This is a genomic window from Staphylococcus lutrae, from assembly GCF_002101335.1.
In the GTDB taxonomy this organism is placed as follows: Bacteria; Bacillota; Bacilli; order Staphylococcales; family Staphylococcaceae; genus Staphylococcus; species Staphylococcus lutrae.
Map to the genome: position 1 here is coordinate 1782137 of NZ_CP020773.1, position 21284 is coordinate 1803420.

The window sequence follows — 21284 nt, forward strand, 5'->3', positions numbered from 1 at the left end:
ATCAATGCTGTACAGGTTGTGTGGTGTGAACGATTTTTCTTCTATCTATAACTTTAGACCGATTTCATGTAAACTAATAGAGAATATGATTGGATGGTGGTTAAAAATGCAACATGAAGAAAATAATGAAATTGTAAAAAGTGAATTACTTGTTATCACAGGACTTTCCGGTGCAGGTAAATCCGTGGTCATTCAAAGTTTAGAAGATTTAGGATATTTTTGTGTCGATAACTTACCGCCTATCTTACTCCCAAAATTTGTTGAATTAATGGAGCAAGGAAATCCTTCAATGCAAAAAGTGGCCATTGGTATCGATTTAAGAGGGCGTGAATTTTTTCAATATTTAGTACGTGAAATTGATGCGGTACAAAGCCGTAAAGATGTGATTGTCGACGTGCTGTTTGTTGATGCAGAAAGTGAAAAATTGATTTCAAGATATAAAGAAACACGGCGTAAACATCCGTTACAAGAGCATTCTGAACTGTCACTTGTGCAGGCAATTAATGAAGAACGTCAATTGCTAGCGGAAGTGAGAAGTTTAGCGAATTACACGATCGATACGACGAAATTGACACCAAAAACATTAAGAAAACGTGTTTATGATCATTTTAACAAGGAAAATCAATCCACGTTTTCGATAAACGTGTCGAGCTTTGGTTTTAAACATGGTATTCAAATGGATGCAGATTTAGTGTTTGATGTCCGTTTTTTACCTAATCCTTATTATGTGGAAGAGTTAAGACCCCTGACAGGAATGGATGAAGAGGTCTATAAATATGTGATGAGATGGAAAGAAACGAACACTTTTTATGAGAAATTGTTAGACTTACTATTATTTATGATTCCTGGTTACAAAAAAGAAGGAAAATCCCAACTGGTGATTGCGATTGGATGTACAGGAGGTCAACATCGCTCTGTCGCATTAGCACAACGTTTAGCTGAAGAGTTAAAACAAATATATGATTATCATGTGTACGTGCATCATCGTGACGCACATATAGAAAGTGGCGAGTAAAATGAAACAACTTAAATTAGTACTGATTGGTGGAGGTACTGGTTTGTCCGTTTTGGCAAGAGGATTAAAGTCTTTTCCGATAGATATTACAGCGATTGTGACGGTTGCAGATGATGGGGGAAGTACTGGGAAAATCAGAAATGAAATGGATATTCCTGCACCTGGAGATGTTCGCAATGTGTTGGCTGCGTTGAGTGACGTAGAACCGATGTTGGAACAACTTTTTCAATATCGTTTTAAAGAAGATCAAATCAGTGGGCATTCGCTAGGAAATTTGCTGATTGCAGCTTTAACGAACATTACACACGATTTTGGTCATGCTATTAAAGAACTCAGTAAAATTTTAAATATTAAGGGGCGTGTGATCCCTTCTACCATTTCGAGTGTTTCATTAAATGCAGAAATGGAAGATGGTGAAATTGTCACTGGAGAATCGAATATCCCTAGAAAACAAAAGAAAATTAAGCGCGTGTACTTGGAACCGGCTGACGTACAACCTATGGATGAGGCAGTTGAGGCGTTACGTGAAGCAGATTTAATTGTATTAGGCCCGGGGTCATTATATACGAGTGTCATTTCAAATTTGTGTGTCAAAGGCATAGCAGAAGCGATTGTGGAGAGCACGGCAAAGAAATTGTACGTTTCTAACATTATGACTCAGCCAGGAGAAACAGATCAGTATACAGTAAAAGATCATATCGATGCCATACATCAACAGTTAGGGGCACATGTGATTGATTTTGTCATTGCGAATGAGTTGGAATTTTCAGCGCAAACTTTGGATAAGTACGAAGCAAAAGGTGCAAAACCAGTTTATTATGATATGAAAGAGTTGGAGCAACTCGGTGTGCAACTTGTTACTGGTGCGCATCTCGTAGAAATTTCAGAACATGATTACGTGAGACATCGTACAGAAGTTTTAGCTGAAATGATTTATGAAATTGCTTTACAGGAAATTAGCACGATTCAATTTCATCCGAATCAATTTAAATCCTGAATATAGCCATTATGATTCACAGTAAAAAGAAAGGGAACGATTCATTATGAGCTTTGCATCTGAAATGAAAAATGAACTGACGCGTATAGAAGTTGATCACGATAATGCAAAAGCGGAATTGAGCGCATTGATACGTATGAATGGTGTATTAAGCTTATCGAATCAACAATTTGTGATTAATATACAAACTGAAAATGCAACGACGGCACGACGTATTTATTCGTTAATTAAGCTCGTGTTCAAGGTAGAAGTCGAAATTTTAGTGCGAAAAAAAATGAAATTAAAGAAAAACAATATTTATATTTGTCGTATCAAAATGCGAGCGAAAGAGATTTTAGATGACCTTGGCATTTTGAAAAATGGAATGTTCAGTTATGAAATTGATTCTGAAATGGTAAAAGATGATGAAATGAGACGCAGTTATTTAAGAGGTGCCTTTTTAGCAGGGGGATCGGTAAATAATCCTGAAACGTCATCTTACCATTTAGAAATTTTTTCGCTTTATGAAGGGCATTCGGTGGGATTGACGCAACTGATGAATACGTATGAACTCAATGCTAAAAGTTTGGAAAGAAAAAAAGGATGGATTACTTATCTGAAAGAAGCTGAACGTATCGCGGAGTTCCTAAGCTTGATTGGCGGTTATCAAGCGTTATTAAAATTTGAAGACGTCAGAATTGTTCGTGACATGCGCAACTCGGTCAACCGTCTTGTGAATTGTGAAACGGCGAACTTAAATAAAACGGTGAGCGCAGCAATGAAACAGGTTGAAAGTATTCAATTAATCGATCAAGAAATAGGAATTGACAACTTACCGGAGCGATTAAGAGAGGTAGCAAGATTAAGGATTGAACATCAAGATGTCTCTTTAAAAGAACTCGGGGAAATGGTCAGCACAGGAACGATTTCGAAATCAGGTATCAATCATCGTTTGAGAAAGTTAAACGATATGGCGGATCAAATTAGAAGCGGTAAACAATTTGAATTTTAATCACCTGAGTGCATAAAAGTTTTTGACACATGGTGTTATAGGATGGTGTTTCATTAAGTCCAAAGCCCCTCCTACAAATAGGCGGGGTTATTTTTGATGTAGATAGAACGGGGGAGACTTCAGAATATAATGAGGTGATAAATATGACCAATAGACAGAAAGATGTTTTTGCAATATGTTTTAATATCGTAGTTATCTTGGTATGTATCTTAGGCATTGTGTATATGTTGAGCAATTAATTATCGACACGGTTCAGTTTAAAATATGGAAAAAAGAAATAAAAAGCCCCACCTACAAATAGGTGGGATTCTTGATTTTAAAAGTGAATCATTGATTGTGATTAGCCCCCTCGAGAGGAATCGAACCTCTATTGTAAGAACCGGAATCTTATGTGTTATCCATTACACTACGAGGGGTAAGATTACGCAAATCCACTCACCATTTTACCGTTTAGAGGTAAAAGGGTCAATACCTAAAATAAATGAATCACAAATGCATTCTTTTTGACCATTTTTGACTTTTGAGTTAAAATGAATTTAAATTAAAACAATGAGGAGGAACCATCCTATGAATTTAATCCCTACAGTTATTGAAACAACAAACCGCGGTGAGCGCGCATATGACATTTATTCGCGTCTATTGAAAGACCGAATTATTATGCTCGGTTCTGCGATTGATGATAATGTAGCGAACTCAATCGTATCACAATTACTATTTTTACAAGCGCAAGATGCGGAGAAGGATATTTACTTATATATCAACTCTCCAGGAGGTAGTGTCACAGCAGGTTTTGCGATTTATGATACGATTCAACATATTAAACCTGACGTTCAAACGATTTGTATCGGTATGGCGGCATCAATGGGTTCATTCTTATTAGCAGCAGGTGCAAAAGGTAAACGCTTCGCGCTTCCAAATGCAGAAGTCATGATTCATCAGCCACTTGGTGGGGCACAAGGTCAAGCGACTGAAATTGAAATTGCAGCGAAACATATTTTAAAAACACGTGCAAAATTGAACAAAATTTTATCAGAACGCACAGGCCAACCGATTGAAAAAATCGAAAAAGATACGGATCGGGATAATTTCCTTACAGCTGAAGAAGCAAAAGCTTACGGTTTAATCGACGAAGTGATGGCACCAGAAAAAGCATAAATATGTGCAGTATATGTAAGTGAAAGGGACGAGGCAGAAATGCTTCGCCCCTTAATTTATAGTGTGGAAAAGGAAGAGGTGTGACAAGATGCATCCACAAATTAGAGAAGCGACCTTAAATGACTTAGATGATATGATGGCAATATACAACCATGCGATTGTCAACACAACCGCTGTATACACTTATGAACCTACCACTTTAGAAGAGCGACGTTGCTGGTTTGAACAAAAGCAACGTGCGGGGTATCCGATTTTTGTTTATGAACAAGCGGGACGAGTTGTAGGATTTGCAACGTATGGCATGTTTCGAGATTGGCCAGCCTATCAATATACGATTGAACATGCGATTTATGTCAGTCCGACTGCAAGAAGGCAAGGGATTGCTCGCGCATTATTAACAGTGCTAACTGACACAGCGATTGCACAGGGATATCAAACGATGATAGCGGGAATTGACGCAGAGAATGAAGGAAGTTTGAAACTGCATGAAAAATTAGGTTTTAAAGCAGTGGGGACGCTAGAAAAAGTAGGGTATAAATTTGATCGTTGGCTAGATTTAACTTTTTATCAAAAACAATTGAAATCATAGCCGAATCGCACAATGTAGAAGAAGGGACAAGTACAATCCGAACGGGTTTTTGCCCGAACGGAAGTCCTTGCTCATCAGATACGTCGCATAAGGAAGCTCACCTTAGAAGATTGTTCTATAGTGAGGGAGAGGGTTTACTCTCGTGATAGAGCGCTTTTAAGGCTAAATGTAATGTCGGATACTGGAAAGTGAATCCTAATTGTGTCAATCTTTGTGGGACAATATATGGGGTGTCCAATAATAATGTTGCCATTTTACCGAGTATGAGTCGTAAAATACAGGCAGGCACCCACGTATAATGTGGTCGATTTAAGATTGAAGCGAGACACTGTCCAAAGTGATGTTGCGTCGTAGGAGAAGGCGAGGCAAAATGATATGGCCCAGAAGCTTCTGGTGTGTCGATGAGAAAACATATGGCGCGTACGACATCGGTGATATGAATCCAAGAATACCATTGTTTTCCGGTACCGAGGCGTCCCCCTACAAAGCAATTGTAAGGTAAAGCCATTTTGGGTAGCGCACCGCCATGTCGGGATAATATCAGGCTAAAGCGACCATCAATGACGCGTGTACCAAAAGATTCAAATAGGGCAGCTTGTCGCTCCCATTGATAAACGATTTCAGATAATAAATCGTGAGGTGTGATGTGAGCTGACTCTATGTAAATCGTGTTGAGAGAAGGGCGATAACAGCCCATGGCACTTGCATTAAACAATACTTTAGGTTTGTGAGCACGGTTTTTAAATAAATCAAATAAGGCACGTGTCGCTTGGATTCGACTCGTCATCATCACTTGTTGATGTCGCGCTGTCCAGCGTTGATTTAAAGTTGCTCCAGCCAGATTAATCACGACATCGACATCTGGAATTTGATTTTCCCATCCTGCATCATGCCAGTTTACATATGTGATATGAGTGGAGTTAGCAAGTGATGTCTGTCTTGTTAATATCGTTATGAATGTATCGTCACGTTGACTTAAATGATTGACCAAGGCACGACCAACTAATCCTGTACCCCAGTGATTAAATAGTGTGTCATTTTTTTGTCTCTCCTTTTTTAGATGTTCATTGTATTGTCAACAAATAGTCAACAATTCTTCACTTACATCGTCTATATTCTGTTTATTTTTTCACAAAGTACGATATAATAGAAGTACCTTCGATAATTAATACATCTCTTAATTAAATTCAGTATACCCCTTAAATATACACGACGAAGGTATTTTTGACTCCCTTTAGTTGAGATCTGAATGATGCAGCATTCAGGTCTCTTTTTAAGTGCGTCCAAATGGCGGATATCATATCGTGTATGTCTATCATCTACATTATATTTTAATACAGAATGACCCAAATTGTTGTATATTGACTCGATATCAAAAAGGCATTTGCCTATATATGGGCATAATCAATATTCATCTTATTGACAAAACGTCGACTGATGTAAAATATAAACGTTGTGAATGGTTTTGTTTATAGTAAAAAGGTAAAATGAAATCAGTATGACTATAGAATTTAGGTGGATTGTATTTGTTATAAAAGGTTAAGTGCAATCATACGACGATTCATTCATGTTAGAATAGTAATAACGCATAAAAGTATCAATTGTAGTGTATTCTGAAAGGGATCACTTTTCATTTTTGACTATTTGAAATATAACCTGTTTATTTTCGATGACAAAGGACCGAATCAAATATAACGATAACCATCAAAAAAGAGAGGGAATGTAATGACAGCTCCAAAGTACAATATGCAAGGACACGATACTGCGACGCGCAAAAAGAAAAAAGGTTTGTTCGGGTGCTTCAGTATAATTGTTATTTTGCTCCTACTCGGCGGCTTGGTTTTTGCAATCTTTTCTTTTGTTGATCAATCACATCGAAGTCAAGAACGTCTAAAAGAAAATGAAATTGAGGAACAAAAAGAAAAGCGCGATGCAGAAATAAAAAAAGAAAAAGAGCAAAAAGAACGTGAGAAAGCGCAAGAAGAGGCTCAAGCTGAACAAGAACGAATGATTGAAGCGGAACGTCAGGCGGCTATTGAGGCAGAACGTCAAGCGCAAATAGAAAGACAACGTCAACAGCAGCAGCAACAACAACAATCGCGTAAGCCAGAAAAACCTAAAAATGAAGAGAAAGAGAACGAGAATGATTCATCATCGGAGACAGATAAACAAAAGGACACACAGCAAACGACGAAACCCCAAACAGAAGTGAAGCGTTCGACTGAACAACGTTCAACACAGGATTCAAGTCAGCAAAATTCACAAACGCCTGAATCTGTGGCACCTCAACAGAATCAAAAGCCACAATCAAAGAGCAATCAATCATCAGAAAATTCGCCGTCATAGAACAAGCTATAACAATGAAGATACAACAATGAAACACCCTGACATGCAGAAACAAAGCACCGACCAAGTCAAATGTATTAGACTTGGTCTGTTTTTTAATATGTGACTTCAAAAAAGCCAATTGAGGAGTAGCGTCAGTAAAATAGACAGTAAAATAGAGAACAAGCAACCTGGCAGACAACCGACTGGTGCACACCCAAAGTAGCGAATGTTTGTGTAATGGCCGTTTGAATTTTGAAAAGTCGGGTCGTGACGATTGGAAAAATCATCTAAACGTTTATAGCGTGGGTCAGATGGATCGATGACTTCCGGTTGTTCATTTGATTTAGACATCGTTTCACCTCTTTACCTTAATGTAAAATAATCTTTGAGCGATTTCAATGTTTAACTGTATCGAAAATCGTCTATCGTAGTCATAACGATAGAGATTAACGCCACATAGGGTCGTTTTTTGTCCAACGAACTATTAAATCGGGATGCTTTATGACTTGCATTTCTTATCAACTGGTAGTATGATGAACTTGTAAACGAGATAAGGTTATAAAGTATTTGGGACTAAAAATGTCACAGTATGGCTTAAATGTGGCCATCTTGTCACTATTAAGGAGGCCTTTAACTTGGAACGGATGATTCATGTTCAACAAAAAATTGTGCCTGACTTGATAGACAAAATGCATCGACGTTTTTCTATTTTAACAATGATTCAAAAATATCAGCCGGTTGGGCGACGGACATTAAGTGAGTTGCTTAATTTAACAGAACGCGTATTACGTTCGGAAACGGATTTATTGAAACAACAAGAGCTCATCTCTGTGAAGCCGACAGGAATGACATTAACTTCACAAGGAAGAGATGTCGTTTCGCAACTGAGTGAATATTTTAATCAATATACAGACTATCACCGTCTCGCACAAATGATTAAGTCTGAATATCAGCTGGATGAAGTGCATGTTATTCCAGGGGATAGTGATAAAGATTCTAGTGTTAAAGTAGAACTGGGTCGAATTGCTGGACAGCTTCTTGAAAAACAGCTGTATGATCAAGCCATTGTGTCAGTTACAGGCGGCTCTACTATGGCATCGGTGAGTGATGCAATGTCTCATTTACCATTCCAGGTCTTTTTTGTGCCGGCACGTGGTGGTCTAGGTCAAAATGTCATATTTCAAGCGAATACGATTTGTTCTAGAATGGCGCAAAGAACTGGGGGGAGCTATACAACATTGTATGTTCCCGAACAAGTGAGTGAATTGACTTATCAAAATTTATTAAAAGAACCTTCAGTGATACAGACTTTGGATAAAATTCGTGAATCACAATTTACAATACACGGCATTGGTGATGCGCTGAAAATGGCGAAAAGAAGACAATCGCCACCAGAAGTGATAGAGAAACTTCAACATCATTGTGCAGTGGGTGAAGCGTTCGGTTATTATTTTGATCAACAAGGTCGTATCATTCACAAAGTGAAAACGATTGGTATTCAACTAGAAGAAGCACAATCCAAAGCACATATTTTTGCTGTTGCCGGGGGCGCCTCAAAGGGATTGGCGATTGAAGCTTATCTTAAGTTGGCGACACCCAACACCATTTTAATTACAGATGAAGCAGCAGCAAAAGTAATAATGAGGGAAAAGTTTGTTTGTAATAAAAAGTGAGTGAAGGGTTTAAAATTAGATTTGATCCACTTTTTAAATATCATTTAAAGGAGGCCATTAAACATGGCAGTAAAAGTAGCAATTAACGGATTTGGTAGAATTGGACGTTTAGCATTTAGAAGAATTCAAAGTGTAGAAAACATTGAGGTTGTCGCTGTAAACGATTTAACAGATGATGATATGTTGGCACACTTATTAAAATACGATTCAACTCAAGGTCGTTTTACTGAAGAAGTAGAAGTCATTGACGGTGGTTTCCGTGTAAATGGTAAAGAAGTGAAATCTTTCTCAGAACCAGAACCTAAAAACTTACCATGGGCTGAACTTGGTATCGACGTTGTTTTAGAATGTACTGGTTTCTTTACAGATAAAGAAAAAGCAGAAGCACACATCGAAGCAGGTGCTAAAAAAGTATTGATTTCTGCACCAGCTAAAGGTGATCTTAAAACGGTTGTATACAATGTCAACCATGAAATTTTAGATGGTAGTGAAACAGTTGTATCTGGTGCATCATGTACAACAAACTCATTAGCACCAGTTGCAAAAACATTGCAAGACAACTTCGGTATCGTTGAAGGTTTAATGACAACAATTCACGCATATACAGGTGACCAAAATACTTTAGATGCACCGCACAGAAAAGGTGACAAACGTCGTGCGCGTGCAGCTGCACAAAACATTATCCCTAATTCAACTGGGGCAGCAAAAGCAATTGGTTTAGTTATCCCTGAAATCGCTGGTAAATTAGATGGTGGTGCGCAACGTGTTCCTGTTGCAACAGGTTCATTGACTGAATTAACAGTTGTATTAGAAAAAGAAGTGACAGTTGAAGAAGTGAACCAAGTGATGAAATCTGCAACAAACGAATCTTTCGGTTACACTGAAGATGAAATTGTTTCTTCAGACGTTGTAGGTATGACTTTTGGTGCATTATTCGACGCAACGCAAACACGTGTCATGACTGTTGGTGATCGTCAATTAGTTAAAGTAGCATCTTGGTACGACAACGAAATGTCATATACTGCACAACTTGTACGTACTTTAGAATATTTAGCAAGCCATTCTAAATAAAATAGATTAAAATAGATTAAAATAGATTTGTAAGTACTCTAATATGTGCTTCTAACTATTTTGTAGCTGATAGTAGGCGGAGGAGCACAAACGCTTCTCCGCTTATTTTAAAATTGACAACGATTATGAGGAGGGGTTCCTATGCCAAAAAAAGACGTCACAAATGTTGAATTAAAGGATAAAGTTGTACTTGTACGCGCTGATTTTAATGTCCCTATGAAAGACGGAGAAATCACAAATGATAACCGTATCGTTCAAGCGTTACCAACTTTAAAATATATCATCGAACAAGGTGGGAAAGTTGTCGTATTCTCACACTTGGGTAAAGTAAAAGAAGAAAGTGATAAAGCAAAATTAACATTGGCACCTGTGGCACAACGTTTATCAGAAAAGTTAGGTCAATCGGTCCAATTTATCCCTGAAACACGCGGTGAAAAATTAGAGTCTGCGATTAAAGCATTAAATTCAGGCGAAGTATTAATGTTTGAAAATACACGTTTTGAAGATGTAGAAGGTAAAAAGGAATCTAAAAATGACAGTGAACTTGGTCGTTACTGGGCATCACTAGGTGACATTTTTGTCAATGATGCATTTGGTACTGCACACCGTGAACATGCATCAAACGTTGGAATTTCAACGCATTTAGAAACAGTCGCTGGGTTCTTAATGGAAAAAGAAATTAAATTCATCGGTGGTGTCGTTGAACATCCTAAGAAACCTGTTGTTGCCATTCTTGGCGGTGCAAAAGTTTCAGATAAAATCGGCGTGATTGAAAACTTGTTAAAAGTTGCAGATAAAGTCCTTATCGGCGGTGGAATGGCCTATACATTTTTAAAAGCACAAGGTAAAGAAATTGGCTTGTCATTGCTAGAAGCAGATAAAATCGATTTTGCGAAAGATTTACTCGAACGCGCGAGTGATCAAATTATTTTACCAGTTGATGCTAAAGTGGCTAAAGAATTCTCTAATGAAGCGCAAATTACTACAGTGGATATTAATGAGATTCCTGAAGATCAAGAAGCTATGGATATCGGTCCTGCAACAGTTGCACGCTTTAAAGAAGAATTACAAGGTGCAGAAACAGTGGTGTGGAACGGTCCTATGGGTGTTTTTGAATTCAGTAATTTTGCACAAGGAACAATCGGTGTGTGTGAAGCAATTGCTGAACTTAAAGATGCGATCACAATCATCGGTGGTGGAGATTCAGCGGCTGCTGCAATGCAACTTGGCTTTGAAGAGGACTTCACGCATATCTCTACAGGTGGCGGTGCGTCACTAGAATATTTAGAAGGTAAAGTTTTACCAGGAATTAAAGCGATTGCTGATCAGTAATGTATCAAAAATCGAAAAGAAATTCATGAATAAAGAAGGAGTGTTCCATAGTGAGAAAACCAATTATCGCAGGTAACTGGAAAATGAATAAAACGGTACAAGAGGCAAAAGACTTTGTTCAAGCCTTACCAGAGTTGCCAGATACAAATGAGATTGAAGCAGTAATTTGTGCACCAACAATTCAATTAGATGCATTGATTTCATTAACAAAAGAAAATGTAGCCCCAGGTCTTAAAATCGGTGCGCAAAACACTTATTTTGAAGATAGTGGTGCATTTACGGGAGAAACATCCCCTGCTGCATTAGCGGATTTAGGTGTGAGCTACGTCGTTATTGGTCACTCTGAACGTCGTGACTTATTCCATGAAACAGACGAAGAAATCAATAAAAAAGCACATGCCGTATTTAACCACAACATGACACCGATCATCTGTGTTGGTGAAACGGATGAAGAACGCGAAAGCGGCAAAGCAAATGAAGTTGTTGAAGCGCAAGTTGAAAAAGCATTGAAAGGCTTGTCTGATGACCAAGTTAAAAACGTCGTGATTGCTTACGAACCGATTTGGGCGATTGGGACAGGTAAGTCGTCAACAGCAAAAGATGCGAATGAAATGTGTGCGGCAGTACGTCGAAAAGTGGCCGAATTAACAGATGATGCAGTAGCCCAAACAACACGCATTCAATACGGTGGTAGTGTAAAACCTAATAATATTAAAGAATATATGGCTGAAACGGATATTGACGGTGCCCTAGTGGGTGGCGCGTCACTTAAAGTGGAAGACTATGTTCAATTGTTAGAAGGTGCAAAATAATGATGGCAAAAAAACCTACAGCGCTTATCATACTCGATGGCTTTGCAAATCGCGAAGAAGTACACGGCAATGCGGTTAAACTCGCGCATAAACCTAACTTCGATCGTTATTATGAGAAGTTTCCTACAACACAAATAGAAGCAAGTGGTTTAGACGTGGGACTTCCAGAAGGTCAAATGGGTAACTCAGAAGTGGGGCATATGAATATTGGCGCAGGGCGCATTGTCTATCAAAGTTTAACACGAATTAACAAGTCCATTGAGGACGGGGACTTTTTTGAAAATAAAGTATTGAACAAAGCGATTGATCATGCATTAGAGACAAATGGTGCGTTACACATTTTTGGATTGCTTTCAGATGGCGGTGTGCACAGTCATTACAAACATCTGTATGCCCTGTTAGAATTAGCGCAGCGTAAAAACTTAACAAAAGTTTACGTCCATGCGTTTCTAGATGGTCGTGACGTGGATCAAAAATCGGCATTAAAATACATTGATGAAACAGAAGAAAAGTTTAAAGCATTAGGTGTCGGCCAATTCGCTTCAGTATCTGGACGTTATTATGCAATGGACCGTGATAAACGTTGGGAACGTGAACATAAAGCATATGATGCTATTCGTGGATTTAGCGATGTCAAATATGCATCTGCACATGAAGGAGTTCAAGCGAATTATGACAATGATCTTACGGACGAATTTGTAGAACCATTTGTTGTTGAAAATCAAAATAATGGTGTCAACGATGGCGATTCTGTCATTTTCTACAACTTTAGACCAGACCGTGCGGGTCAACTATCAGAAATCTTTACAAGTAAAGCATTCGATGGTTTTGAAGTAGAGCGTGTCAATGATTTATACTATGCAACATTTACAAAATACAATGATCAAGTGGATGCCGAAATCGTATTCGAAAAGGTAGACTTGCATAATACAATTGGTGAAGTTGCACAAGATCATGGTTTGACACAGTTACGCATTGCTGAAACGGAAAAGTATCCACACGTGACTTACTTTATGAATGGTGGACAAAATGAAGAGTTCAAAGGCGAACGACGCATTTTAATCAACTCCCCTAAAGTGGCAACGTATGACTTAAAGCCTGAAATGAGTGCATATGAAGTCAAAGATGCATTGCTGAAAGAGTTGGATAAAGGAGACCTTGACCTTATCATCCTTAACTTTGCAAATCCAGACATGGTAGGACATAGTGGGATGTTAGAACCGACGATTAAAGCGATTGAAGCTGTGGATGAATGTTTAGGTGCTGTTGTCGATAAAATTTTAGACATGGATGGTTATGCGATTATTACTGCGGACCATGGTAATTCTGATGAAGTGTTGACTGATGATGATCAACCGATGACAACACATACGACAAATCCGGTTCCTGTCATTGTGACGAAAGAAGGCGTTACATTACGTCAAACAGGTCGTCTTGGTGATTTAGCACCTACTTTGCTAGATTTATTAAACATTGATCAACCCGAAGAAATGACGGGTGAATCTTTAATCCAACATTAAATGATTTGAGAAACACGAATGAATCGTTATAATAATAGTGAGAAGTCAAAATGAAATGGAATAAAGTATGTTCAAACCCAATTGAATGTATATTTATAAATTGATTGAAAAAGGAGATTTAACATTATGCCAATTATTACTGATGTATACGCTCGCGAAGTATTAGACTCACGCGGTAATCCTACAGTCGAGGTAGAAGTTTTAACAGAAAGTGGTGCGTTTGGACGCGCATTAGTCCCATCAGGCGCTTCAACAGGAGAACATGAAGCTGTTGAATTACGTGATGGCGATGCGGACCGCTATTTAGGTAAAGGTGTAGAAAAAGCCGTTGAAAATGTAAACGAAATCATCGCACCAGAATTAATCGAAGGCGAGTTCTCAGTATTAGAACAAGTTTCAATCGATAAAATGATGATTCAATTAGACGGTACTGCAAACAAAAGTAAGTTAGGTGCAAATGCAATTTTAGGTGTATCTATTGCAGTCGCACGTGCAGCTTCAGACTTCTTAGGTCAACCGTTATACAAATATTTAGGTGGTTTCAATGCGACAGTATTACCGACACCAATGATGAACATCGTCAATGGAGGCTCGCATTCCGACGCACCGATTGCATTCCAAGAATTTATGATTTTACCTGTAGGGGCAGAGTCATTTAAAGAAGCATTGCGTTGGGGTGCGGAAGTATTCCATGCATTGGCTAAAATCTTAAAATCACGCGGTTTAGTCACAGCAGTTGGGGATGAAGGTGGATTTGCACCGAAATTCGAAGGCACTGAAGATGGTGTTGAAACAATTCTTGAAGCGATTATAGCAGCCGGGTTAGAACCAGGGAAAGACGTATTCTTAGGTTTTGACTGTGCATCATCTGAATTCTATGAAAATGGCGTATACGATTATACGAAATTCGAAGGTGAAAAAGGGGCTAAGCTTTCTGCTAAAGAACAAGTCGACTACTTAGAACAACTTGTAGATAAGTATCCTATCTTGACAATCGAAGACGGTATGGACGAAAACGATTGGGAAGGTTGGAAATTATTAACAGAGCGTATCGGTGACCGTGTTCAATTAGTGGGTGACGACTTATTCGTAACGAACACTGAAATATTAAGTAAAGGCATCGAACAAAGCATCGGTAATTCGATTTTAATCAAAGTTAACCAAATTGGTACATTAACTGAAACATTTGAAGCGATTGAAATGGCACAAAAAGCGGGCTATACAGCAGTTGTATCGCACCGTTCAGGTGAAACAGAAGATACAACAATTGCAGATATTGCAGTTGCAACGAATGCAGGTCAAATTAAAACAGGTTCATTATCACGTACAGACCGTATTGCGAAATACAACCAATTGTTACGTATTGAAGATGAACTTTACGAAACAGCAAAATATGAAGGATTAAAATCATTCTATAACTTAAAATAGACGTTTAAATCGTTCGCTAGAAGAGAGGTGCGTGTCATGATGATGCGCACCTTCTTTAATAAAAGCGCTAAGATGGATATAAGACGTGTGGGAAAGGTGCATGAGCGCGAAATATAAGCGACGTGATGCACCTCGCCGCTAAGTTGATGTCAGAAAGAAACCGCATTTTCTTTCCTCATTTTTAACTGTTATAATAGATTCAAATGATTGAGAAGGAGAAAAGCAATGTCACAAATACAAGATAAGGAATTACGCGCCCGACATACTGGGAAGTTACTTGCCTATTTATCGTTTTTATTTGCTGTTTGTTTGGTCATTCATCAAGTGATGGTTGTCGATGGTCAAGTCGTGGCATATATGCTTGAACATTCAGGGAATAAAGCGACTGAAAACAGTATTAATGCCATCAATAATAGTTTACGCTATATTGGTATCCTCTACATTTTAGCGTATGCCGCAGGGGTCGTTGCACTTAAAAATCAACATCCTTATTTGTGGTGGTTTATGCTAGCAGTCTTCATATCACAACTATTCAATGCATTGTTAAATCCCCCTGTCCTTTATTCAGCGATTTATCATGTGAAGGGCTTCTTTGGTTTAGTACCTTATGGGGTCGTATTCATCGGTTCATTGGTGCTCGTTGTGATGATGATTACGATGAGTGTGAAACGCAAGTCCACGTTCAATCGTTAATGCGTGTTGTGAATCTTTTCAATATGTGATAAAATAGCTTTCGTATATGATGAATGGAGGACAGTCTGATGCATAGTTTTTTTATCGTATTACTCATTATTGACTGTATCGCGCTCATCACAGTTGTTTTATTACAAGAAGGTAAAAGTAATGGATTATCCGGAGCCATTAGTGGTGGTGCGGAACAATTATTTGGTAAACAAAAACAACGTGGTGTAGATTTATTTTTGCATAGATTGACAATTGTACTTTCGATTATTTTCTTTGTATTAATGTTAGGTATCAGTTATTTCAATATGTAAAGTCCGGCCGTTGAACAGTCGGACTTTTTTGTTTGTGTGCATCGGTTCAAACCGATAAAATAAAGGAGACGAGCAATTGAAAGGACGAGATGTCAGAGATGAAAATACAATTACCAAAACCTTTCTTTTTTGAGGAAGGAAAACGTGCAGTATTACTATTACACGGCTTTACGGGCAACAGTTCAGATGTCCGACAACTCGGCCGTTTTTTACAGAGAAAAGGGTATACTTCTTATGCCCCTCATTATGAAGGTCATGCTGCACCGCCGGAAGAGATTTTAAAATCAAGTCCACACGTTTGGTATAAAGACGTGTTAGATGGATATGATTTTTTGGTTGACAAAGGTTATGATGAAATTGCGGTAGCTGGATTGTCGCTAGGTGGTGTTTTTGCATTAAAACTGAGCTTAAATCGGAGCTTGAAAGGGATCGCAACGATGTGTGCACCGATGTATATTAAAACAGAGGGATCGATGTATAAAGGTGTGTTAGCGTATGCACGTCAATTTAAAAAATATGAAGGTAAAGATGAAGAAACAATCGAGCGAGAAATGGCTGCTTTTCATCCTACTGAAACATTAAAAGAATTACAAGTCATGCTACAAGGTGTGCGTGATTCAGTAGATGAAGTCATTGATCCGCTATTAATCATCCAAGCTGAACATGATGAAATGATTAACCCAGATTCAGCAAACATCATATACGATGAAGCGATGTCCGATGATAAACGGATTTCATGGTATAAAAATTCGGGTCATGTGATTACGATTGGTAAGGAAAAAGATGCTGTATTTGAAGATGTTTATCAGTTTTTAGAGACGTTAGATTGGTCTGAGTAATATAACGGTATGGATAGAATAGATGAACAATTTATGAAGAGAAAGGAGGCGCAAAATGAATTTAAAAGAAGAGATTAAAACCATCATTAAAAGCGAAAATTATGAACCGATGTCTGTTTCTGATTTCCAAGATGCATTAGGATTAAACAGTGCAGATTCGTTTCGTGACCTCATCAAAATTTTAGTAGAATTAGAACAGACTGGAATGGTCACGCGCACGAAACAAGATCGTTATCAAAAGAAGCAGGAGAATCAGTTGAAAGAAGGTTTAATTAGAGGGACATTAAGCCAGAATAAAAAAGGTTTCGCATTTTTACGACCAGAAAATGAAGAGATGGAAGACATTTTTATCCCTCCAACAAAAGTGAATCGCGCGATGGATGGTGATATTGTCTTAGTCGAAGTGAAAAAGTCTCGCGGTGATTTTCGAAAAGGAAAATTCGAAGGTGAAGTCAAAGCGATTGAGTCTCATTCTGTGAAACAAGTTGTCGGCACGTTTTCGGAAGCACGTCACTTTGGATTTGTGGTTCCCGATGATAAACGGATTATGCAAGACATTTTTATTCCTAAAGGTCAAGATCTAGGAGCAGTTGAAGGCCATAAAGTACTCGTTCAAATTACAAATTACTCAGATGGTACAAACAATCCGGAAGGCCAGATTTCAGCAATTTTAGGTCATAAAAATGATCCTGGGGTTGATATTTTATCTATTATTTATCAACACGGGATTGAAATGACGTTTCCTGAAGACGTGTTAAAAGAAGCGGAGGCCATTCCTGAAACGATTCGCCCTGAAGAACGTCAAGGACGCCGTGATTTAAGAGGAGAATTAACGATAACAATTGATGGTGCAGATGCAAAAGATTTGGATGATGCCATTGCAGTTGAGAAGTTAGAAAACGGCAACACCTTACTCACTGTAAGCATTGCCGATGTGAGTCATTATGTCACAGAAGGCTCTGCATTGGATCAAGAAGCTTATGATCGAGCAACCAGTGTTTATCTGGTCGATCGTGTCATTCCAATGATTCCACACCGTCTGAGTAATGGGATTTGTTCATTAAATCCTCACGTCGACCGTTTAGCGATGAGTTGTCGCATGGAAATTGATCGTCAAGGGACAGTTGTCCGACACGAGATTTTCGAAAGTATCATTCATTCTGATGCACGTATGACATATGAAGCGGTCAACCGTATCATTACTGATAAAGATCCTGAAACGAGTGCACAATATGCCGAGCTCGTCCCGATGTTAGAATTAGCGCAAACATTATCAAAACAGTTAATCGCCATGCGTCAAAAGCGTGGAGAAATCGATTTTGATATCAAAGAAGCGAAAGTCATCGTGAACGAGGAAGGGATTCCAAAAGATGTGGTCACACGTGAACGTGGTGATGGAGAACGCTTGATTGAATCGTTTATGTTAATCGCAAATGAGACAGTGGCAGCACATTTTAGTGAAAAGCAAGTGCCATTCATTTATCGCATTCATGAACAACCGAAGTCAGAGCGTTTACGGCAATTTTTTGATTTTATTACAAATTTTGGCATTATGGTAAAAGGGACTGGAGAAGACATTCATCCAAGTACATTACAAAATATTAACGAAGCAATTGCAGGTCGACCGGAAGATCGCGTCATTTCAACGATGATGTTACGATCGATGCAACAAGCACGTTATGATGCTGAAAATACGGGACACTTTGGTTTAGCGGCAGAATATTATACACACTTCACCTCACCTATTCGTCGTTATCCAGATTTAATCGTTCATCGTTTAGTGCGTAAATATTTAATTGAAAAATCAATGGATGCGCGTGCGATGCGTGAATGGGAAGAAAAGCTTCCACAGATTGCAGAGCATACGTCAAATCGTGAGCGACGTGCGATTGATGCTGAACGGGATACAGATGAGTTGAAAAAAGCAGAGTTTATGATTCAACATATTGGCGATGAATTTGAAGGGATTATTAGTTCAGTCGCAAATTTCGGGATGTTTATAGAGTTACCGAATACGATTGAAGGAATGGTGAACGTTCAAAATATGACCGATGACTACTATCATTTTGATGAACGTCAAATGGCTTTGATCGGTGAACGAAAAGCAAAAGTATTTCGTATCGGTGATGAGGTCAAAGTCAAGGTCGTTCATGTCGATGTAGAGGAGCGACAAATTGATTTCCAAATCATAGGCATGCCGATTGAAATGAGGACGTACCGTGAAAAAGTAGCACGGGGTCATACGATTCAAGCGAAAACAAAAGGTCAAGCTTTTGAGAAGAAAGATAAGAAAAATAAACGTAAGCAACGCAAAGGAAAACATGCGAGACGCCGTGAAAAATCAGGTCGCACGGAACATCAACCGTTTTATAAAAATAAAAAAGTAAAGAAAAAGGCACGCAAGAAGAAAAAATAAGTTGAGGTGAAGCCATGCCGAAAAAGTCAGGAAAAGGGACGTTAGCAGAAAATCGTAAAGCGCGCCACGATTATCATATTGAAGATACGATTGAGGCGGGTATTGTATTACAAGGGACTGAAATCAAATCGATTCGACGTGGGAGTGCCAACTTGAAAGACAGCTATGCGCAAGTTAAACGAGGCGAGATGTTTTTGCATCAAATGCATATTGCACCTTACGAAGAGGGTAACCGATTTAACCATGATCCACGCCGAGTTCGAAAGCTCTTGTTGCATAAACGGGAAATAGTCAAAATAGGCGAACGTACACGTGAAATGGGCTATTCTATCGTCCCTCTCAAATTGTATTTGAAACACGGGAACTGCAAAGTATTATTGGGCATCGCACGAGGTAAGAAAAATTATGATAAGCGCCATGCTTTAAAAGAAAAAGCCGTCAAACGTGATATAGATCGTGCGATGAAACAAAATTATTAATGGTTTGCTAAGATTGTAAAAATTTGATATGATATAATGTGCTTTCATGTGAAGAAAGCACATTGAATCACGGGGGCGTTTTTGGATTCGACAGGGGTCCCCAGAGCTTGTGAAGCGTGTCGGAGGGTTGGCTCCGTCATCAACACATCAGTTTATAATAACTGGCAAAACTAACAATAACTTAGCAGTAGCTGCCTAACGCACTCTGCATCACCTAACAGCATCGCCTATGTGCTGTTAACGTGATTCAACTTTAGTAGGATACGCTCGTTACTGCCGTTTGAAGTCTGACGAGAAGAGATGAATCAAACTAGCATCATGTTGGCTGTCTATCGCCTTGCATGATGTGAATGTGATAGATAGACTACACACGTAGAAACATTTGTATCAGGACCTTTGGACGCGGGTTCGAATCCCGCCGTCTCCACTGTGTAGCCTATAACCCTTGTGGTTATGGGCTTTTTATTTTTGGGTGCACAAATAGTGCACAGATAATGCACAGCGTAAAAAACCACTTCCTTAATTTAGGATAGTGGTTATAAATATTTTATTATCTCTTTTTGTGTGCTTGGATATAAGTGGCCATATCTATTATATACTTCTGTTGTGTCACTATGTCCTAAACGTTGCGCGATAATCATCACACTAGCGCCTGCATTTACAAGTAAAGAAGCATGACTATGACGCCATTCATGTAATACAATACGTGGTATTTTTTCATCATCTTCAAGGGAATCGTCTAGTGTTTTAAAAGCCTTGTTATACCAGCGGTCAATAAGTGATTCACTATACGCTTTGAAGAAATTACCAAACAATACATAATTATCTTTGTACATTTTATTTTCTTTATACCACTCTTGAAAATCACGTAATGTGTCCATCATGTGTTGAGGCATATAAATGTCACGAATACTTGCTTTCGTTTTAGGTGTGGTTACCTCTCCATGATAGTCGGCTTTGTCAACGTGAATATAGTTTTCCTCAAAATTAACATTTTTCCATGTCAATGCTCGAATTTCTCCTTTACGCATACCGCTATAAAACAATAATTTAAAAAAGGTTTGTTGTTCAATGTTCGGTAAGATAGCGTAAAACTTTTGGTATTCTTCTAACGTCCAGTAATTTAATCGTTTAGAATTCTCAATTTCAAAGTTACCAACTAATGAGGCCACATTTTGCTTTAGATCATGAAACTTCATAGCATGATTTAAAATAGCAACAAGATAAATGTGCATGCTTTTTAAATAATCTCCTGAGAATTTTTCTTTCATCTTCTTATTTTGAAACTTCATAATATCATGTGTTGTCATCTTAAATACGTCCATTGAACCGAAATAAGGTACAAGGTGATTATTTGTATGTGTCTTTAATGCTTTGATACTTGAAGTTTTACGGCGTGCAGAATACCATTCTGTGTATTCTTCAACAAGCACATCAAACGGCAAGCGGTTAAGTTGACCAGCACCCTCCAATTCGTCCATGATTTCATTACACTTTTTCACAGCTTCTTTACGTTGTTTGAAGCCTTTACGTGTAATATACTGGCGTTTATTCGTCTTGTCATAGTATGTGATGCGGAAGTAATATGTACCACGTTTATCATCTTTATAAATGTTGTGGGATAGTCTTAAATCATGTTGCAAT

19 protein-coding genes, 1 tRNA gene, 1 other RNA gene and 1 pseudogene are annotated in these 21284 nt (G+C 38.4%); 18 read left to right on the forward strand and 4 right to left on the reverse strand.

From position 1 onward, the window contains the following. Positions 1–106: 106 nt before the first annotated feature. The 3 genes from rapZ to whiA are packed head-to-tail and all read left to right on the forward strand — an operon-like array spanning position 107 to position 3003. The gene (gene rapZ / locus B5P37_RS08215) at positions 107–1015 is read left to right on the forward strand and encodes an RNase adapter RapZ (RefSeq protein WP_085237767.1); all 909 of its coding nucleotides are present in this window, start codon (positions 107–109) and stop codon (positions 1013–1015) included. A 1-nt stretch (position 1016) separates the two neighbouring features. Continuing rightward, entirely contained in the window at positions 1017–2012 is a 996-nt protein-coding gene (locus B5P37_RS08220; protein WP_085237768.1) for a gluconeogenesis factor YvcK family protein, read from the forward strand. Positions 2013–2058: 46 nt separating this feature from the next. Continuing rightward, positions 2059–3003 (forward strand): DNA-binding protein WhiA, encoded by a 945-nt coding sequence (gene whiA / locus B5P37_RS08225; protein WP_085237769.1) that lies wholly within the window; start codon positions 2059–2061, stop codon positions 3001–3003. Positions 3004–3347: 344 nt separating this feature from the next. Here the strand turns inward: whiA and B5P37_RS08230 are convergent. Then, positions 3348–3419: transfer RNA gene (locus B5P37_RS08230), tRNA-Arg, on the reverse strand. 151 nt (positions 3420–3570) lie between these two features. Here B5P37_RS08230 and clpP point away from each other — a divergent pair. Continuing rightward, the gene (gene clpP, locus B5P37_RS08235) at positions 3571–4158 is read left to right on the forward strand and encodes an ATP-dependent Clp endopeptidase proteolytic subunit ClpP (protein WP_085237770.1); all 588 of its coding nucleotides are present in this window, start codon (positions 3571–3573) and stop codon (positions 4156–4158) included. An 88-nt stretch (positions 4159–4246) separates the two neighbouring features. Next, positions 4247–4747 (forward strand): GNAT family N-acetyltransferase, encoded by a 501-nt coding sequence (locus B5P37_RS08240; protein WP_085237771.1) that lies wholly within the window; start codon positions 4247–4249, stop codon positions 4745–4747. A gap of 115 nt (positions 4748–4862) precedes the next feature. On the opposite strand, the pseudogene B5P37_RS08245 reads toward B5P37_RS08240, so the two are convergent. Then, a pseudogene (locus B5P37_RS08245) lies at positions 4863–5785 on the reverse strand (TIGR01777 family oxidoreductase). A gap of 687 nt (positions 5786–6472) precedes the next feature. Here B5P37_RS08245 and B5P37_RS08250 point away from each other — a divergent pair. Further along, positions 6473–7093 carry a DUF4887 domain-containing protein gene (locus B5P37_RS08250; protein ID WP_085237772.1) on the forward strand — a complete coding sequence of 207 codons (621 nt, stop codon included), beginning with the start codon at positions 6473–6475 and terminating at the stop codon, positions 7091–7093. A 108-nt stretch (positions 7094–7201) separates the two neighbouring features. On the opposite strand, the gene B5P37_RS08255 is transcribed toward B5P37_RS08250, so the two are convergent. Continuing rightward, positions 7202–7426 carry a hypothetical protein gene (locus tag B5P37_RS08255; RefSeq protein ID WP_085237773.1) on the reverse strand — a complete coding sequence of 75 codons (225 nt, stop codon included), beginning with the start codon at positions 7424–7426 and terminating at the stop codon, positions 7202–7204. Positions 7427–7710: 284 nt separating this feature from the next. Between B5P37_RS08255 and B5P37_RS08260 the strand changes: the two genes are divergently transcribed. The 12 genes from B5P37_RS08260 to ssrA all read left to right on the forward strand — a co-directional run bounded on the left by B5P37_RS08260 (position 7711) and on the right by ssrA (position 20070). Next, positions 7711–8748 (forward strand): sugar-binding transcriptional regulator, encoded by a 1038-nt coding sequence (locus B5P37_RS08260; RefSeq protein ID WP_085237774.1) that lies wholly within the window; start codon positions 7711–7713, stop codon positions 8746–8748. Positions 8749–8811: 63 nt separating this feature from the next. Further along, a complete protein-coding gene (gene gap / locus B5P37_RS08265; protein ID WP_085237775.1) occupies positions 8812–9819 on the forward strand; it encodes a type I glyceraldehyde-3-phosphate dehydrogenase in 1008 nt (335 codons plus the stop codon). Between the two features lie 141 nt (positions 9820–9960). Then, positions 9961–11151, forward strand: coding sequence for a phosphoglycerate kinase (locus B5P37_RS08270; RefSeq protein ID WP_085237776.1), 1191 nt, complete (start codon positions 9961–9963; stop codon positions 11149–11151). A gap of 50 nt (positions 11152–11201) precedes the next feature. Next, positions 11202–11963, forward strand: a complete 762-nt coding sequence (gene tpiA / locus B5P37_RS08275; protein WP_085237777.1) for a triose-phosphate isomerase — start codon at positions 11202–11204, stop codon at positions 11961–11963. Positions 11964–11965: 2 nt separating this feature from the next. Beyond that, the gene (gpmI, locus tag B5P37_RS08280; RefSeq protein WP_085238448.1) at positions 11966–13483 is read left to right on the forward strand and encodes a 2,3-bisphosphoglycerate-independent phosphoglycerate mutase; all 1518 of its coding nucleotides are present in this window, start codon (positions 11966–11968) and stop codon (positions 13481–13483) included. Between the two features lie 126 nt (positions 13484–13609). After that, positions 13610–14911 (forward strand): surface-displayed alpha-enolase, encoded by a 1302-nt coding sequence (gene eno, locus B5P37_RS08285; RefSeq protein WP_085237778.1) that lies wholly within the window; start codon positions 13610–13612, stop codon positions 14909–14911. Positions 14912–15136: 225 nt separating this feature from the next. Continuing rightward, a complete protein-coding gene (locus tag B5P37_RS08290; protein WP_085237779.1) occupies positions 15137–15604 on the forward strand; it encodes a hypothetical protein in 468 nt (155 codons plus the stop codon). 68 nt (positions 15605–15672) lie between these two features. Next, complete coding sequence (gene secG, locus B5P37_RS08295; RefSeq protein ID WP_085237780.1) at positions 15673–15906, forward strand: preprotein translocase subunit SecG; 234 nt, start codon at positions 15673–15675, stop codon at positions 15904–15906. 98 nt (positions 15907–16004) lie between these two features. Continuing rightward, a complete protein-coding gene (locus tag B5P37_RS08300) occupies positions 16005–16745 on the forward strand; it encodes an alpha/beta hydrolase (protein WP_085238449.1) in 741 nt (246 codons plus the stop codon). Between the two features lie 55 nt (positions 16746–16800). Beyond that, positions 16801–19161, forward strand: a complete 2361-nt coding sequence (gene rnr / locus B5P37_RS08305; protein WP_085237781.1) for a ribonuclease R — start codon at positions 16801–16803, stop codon at positions 19159–19161. A 14-nt stretch (positions 19162–19175) separates the two neighbouring features. After that, on the forward strand, positions 19176–19640 hold the full coding sequence (smpB, locus tag B5P37_RS08310) for an SsrA-binding protein SmpB (RefSeq protein ID WP_085237782.1): 465 nt from the start codon (positions 19176–19178) through the stop codon (positions 19638–19640). A 71-nt stretch (positions 19641–19711) separates the two neighbouring features. After that, positions 19712–20070, forward strand: a transfer-messenger RNA (tmRNA) gene (gene ssrA, locus B5P37_RS08315). 106 nt (positions 20071–20176) lie between these two features. On the opposite strand, the gene B5P37_RS08320 is transcribed toward ssrA, so the two are convergent. Next, positions 20177–21283 carry a tyrosine-type recombinase/integrase gene (locus B5P37_RS08320; protein ID WP_085237783.1) on the reverse strand — a complete coding sequence of 369 codons (1107 nt, stop codon included), beginning with the start codon at positions 21281–21283 and terminating at the stop codon, positions 20177–20179. Position 21284: the final 1 nt, after the last annotated feature.

Bases quoted from the DNA above. Each gene is read 5' to 3' on its own strand.
- smpB (WP_085237782.1), top strand. From the start codon at position 19,176: ATGCCGAAAAAGTCAGGAAAAGGGACGTTAGCAGAAAATCGTAAAGCG.
- B5P37_RS08240 (WP_085237771.1), top strand. From the start codon at position 4,247: ATGCATCCACAAATTAGAGAAGCGACCTTAAATGACTTAGATGATATG.
- gpmI (WP_085238448.1), top strand. From the start codon at position 11,966: ATGGCAAAAAAACCTACAGCGCTTATCATACTCGATGGCTTTGCAAAT.
- B5P37_RS08270 (WP_085237776.1), top strand. From the start codon at position 9,961: ATGCCAAAAAAAGACGTCACAAATGTTGAATTAAAGGATAAAGTTGTA.
- whiA (WP_085237769.1), top strand. From the start codon at position 2,059: ATGAGCTTTGCATCTGAAATGAAAAATGAACTGACGCGTATAGAAGTT.
- B5P37_RS08255 (WP_085237773.1), bottom strand. From the start codon at position 7,426: ATGTCTAAATCAAATGAACAACCGGAAGTCATCGATCCATCTGACCCA.
- secG (WP_085237780.1), top strand. From the start codon at position 15,673: ATGCATAGTTTTTTTATCGTATTACTCATTATTGACTGTATCGCGCTC.
- eno (WP_085237778.1), top strand. From the start codon at position 13,610: ATGCCAATTATTACTGATGTATACGCTCGCGAAGTATTAGACTCACGC.
- clpP (WP_085237770.1), top strand. From the start codon at position 3,571: ATGAATTTAATCCCTACAGTTATTGAAACAACAAACCGCGGTGAGCGC.
- B5P37_RS08290 (WP_085237779.1), top strand. From the start codon at position 15,137: ATGTCACAAATACAAGATAAGGAATTACGCGCCCGACATACTGGGAAG.
- rapZ (WP_085237767.1), top strand. From the start codon at position 107: ATGCAACATGAAGAAAATAATGAAATTGTAAAAAGTGAATTACTTGTT.
- B5P37_RS08300 (WP_085238449.1), top strand. From the start codon at position 16,005: ATGAAAATACAATTACCAAAACCTTTCTTTTTTGAGGAAGGAAAACGT.
- B5P37_RS08250 (WP_085237772.1), top strand. From the start codon at position 6,473: ATGACAGCTCCAAAGTACAATATGCAAGGACACGATACTGCGACGCGC.
- gap (WP_085237775.1), top strand. From the start codon at position 8,812: ATGGCAGTAAAAGTAGCAATTAACGGATTTGGTAGAATTGGACGTTTA.
- B5P37_RS08220 (WP_085237768.1), top strand. From the start codon at position 1,017: ATGAAACAACTTAAATTAGTACTGATTGGTGGAGGTACTGGTTTGTCC.
- rnr (WP_085237781.1), top strand. From the start codon at position 16,801: ATGAATTTAAAAGAAGAGATTAAAACCATCATTAAAAGCGAAAATTAT.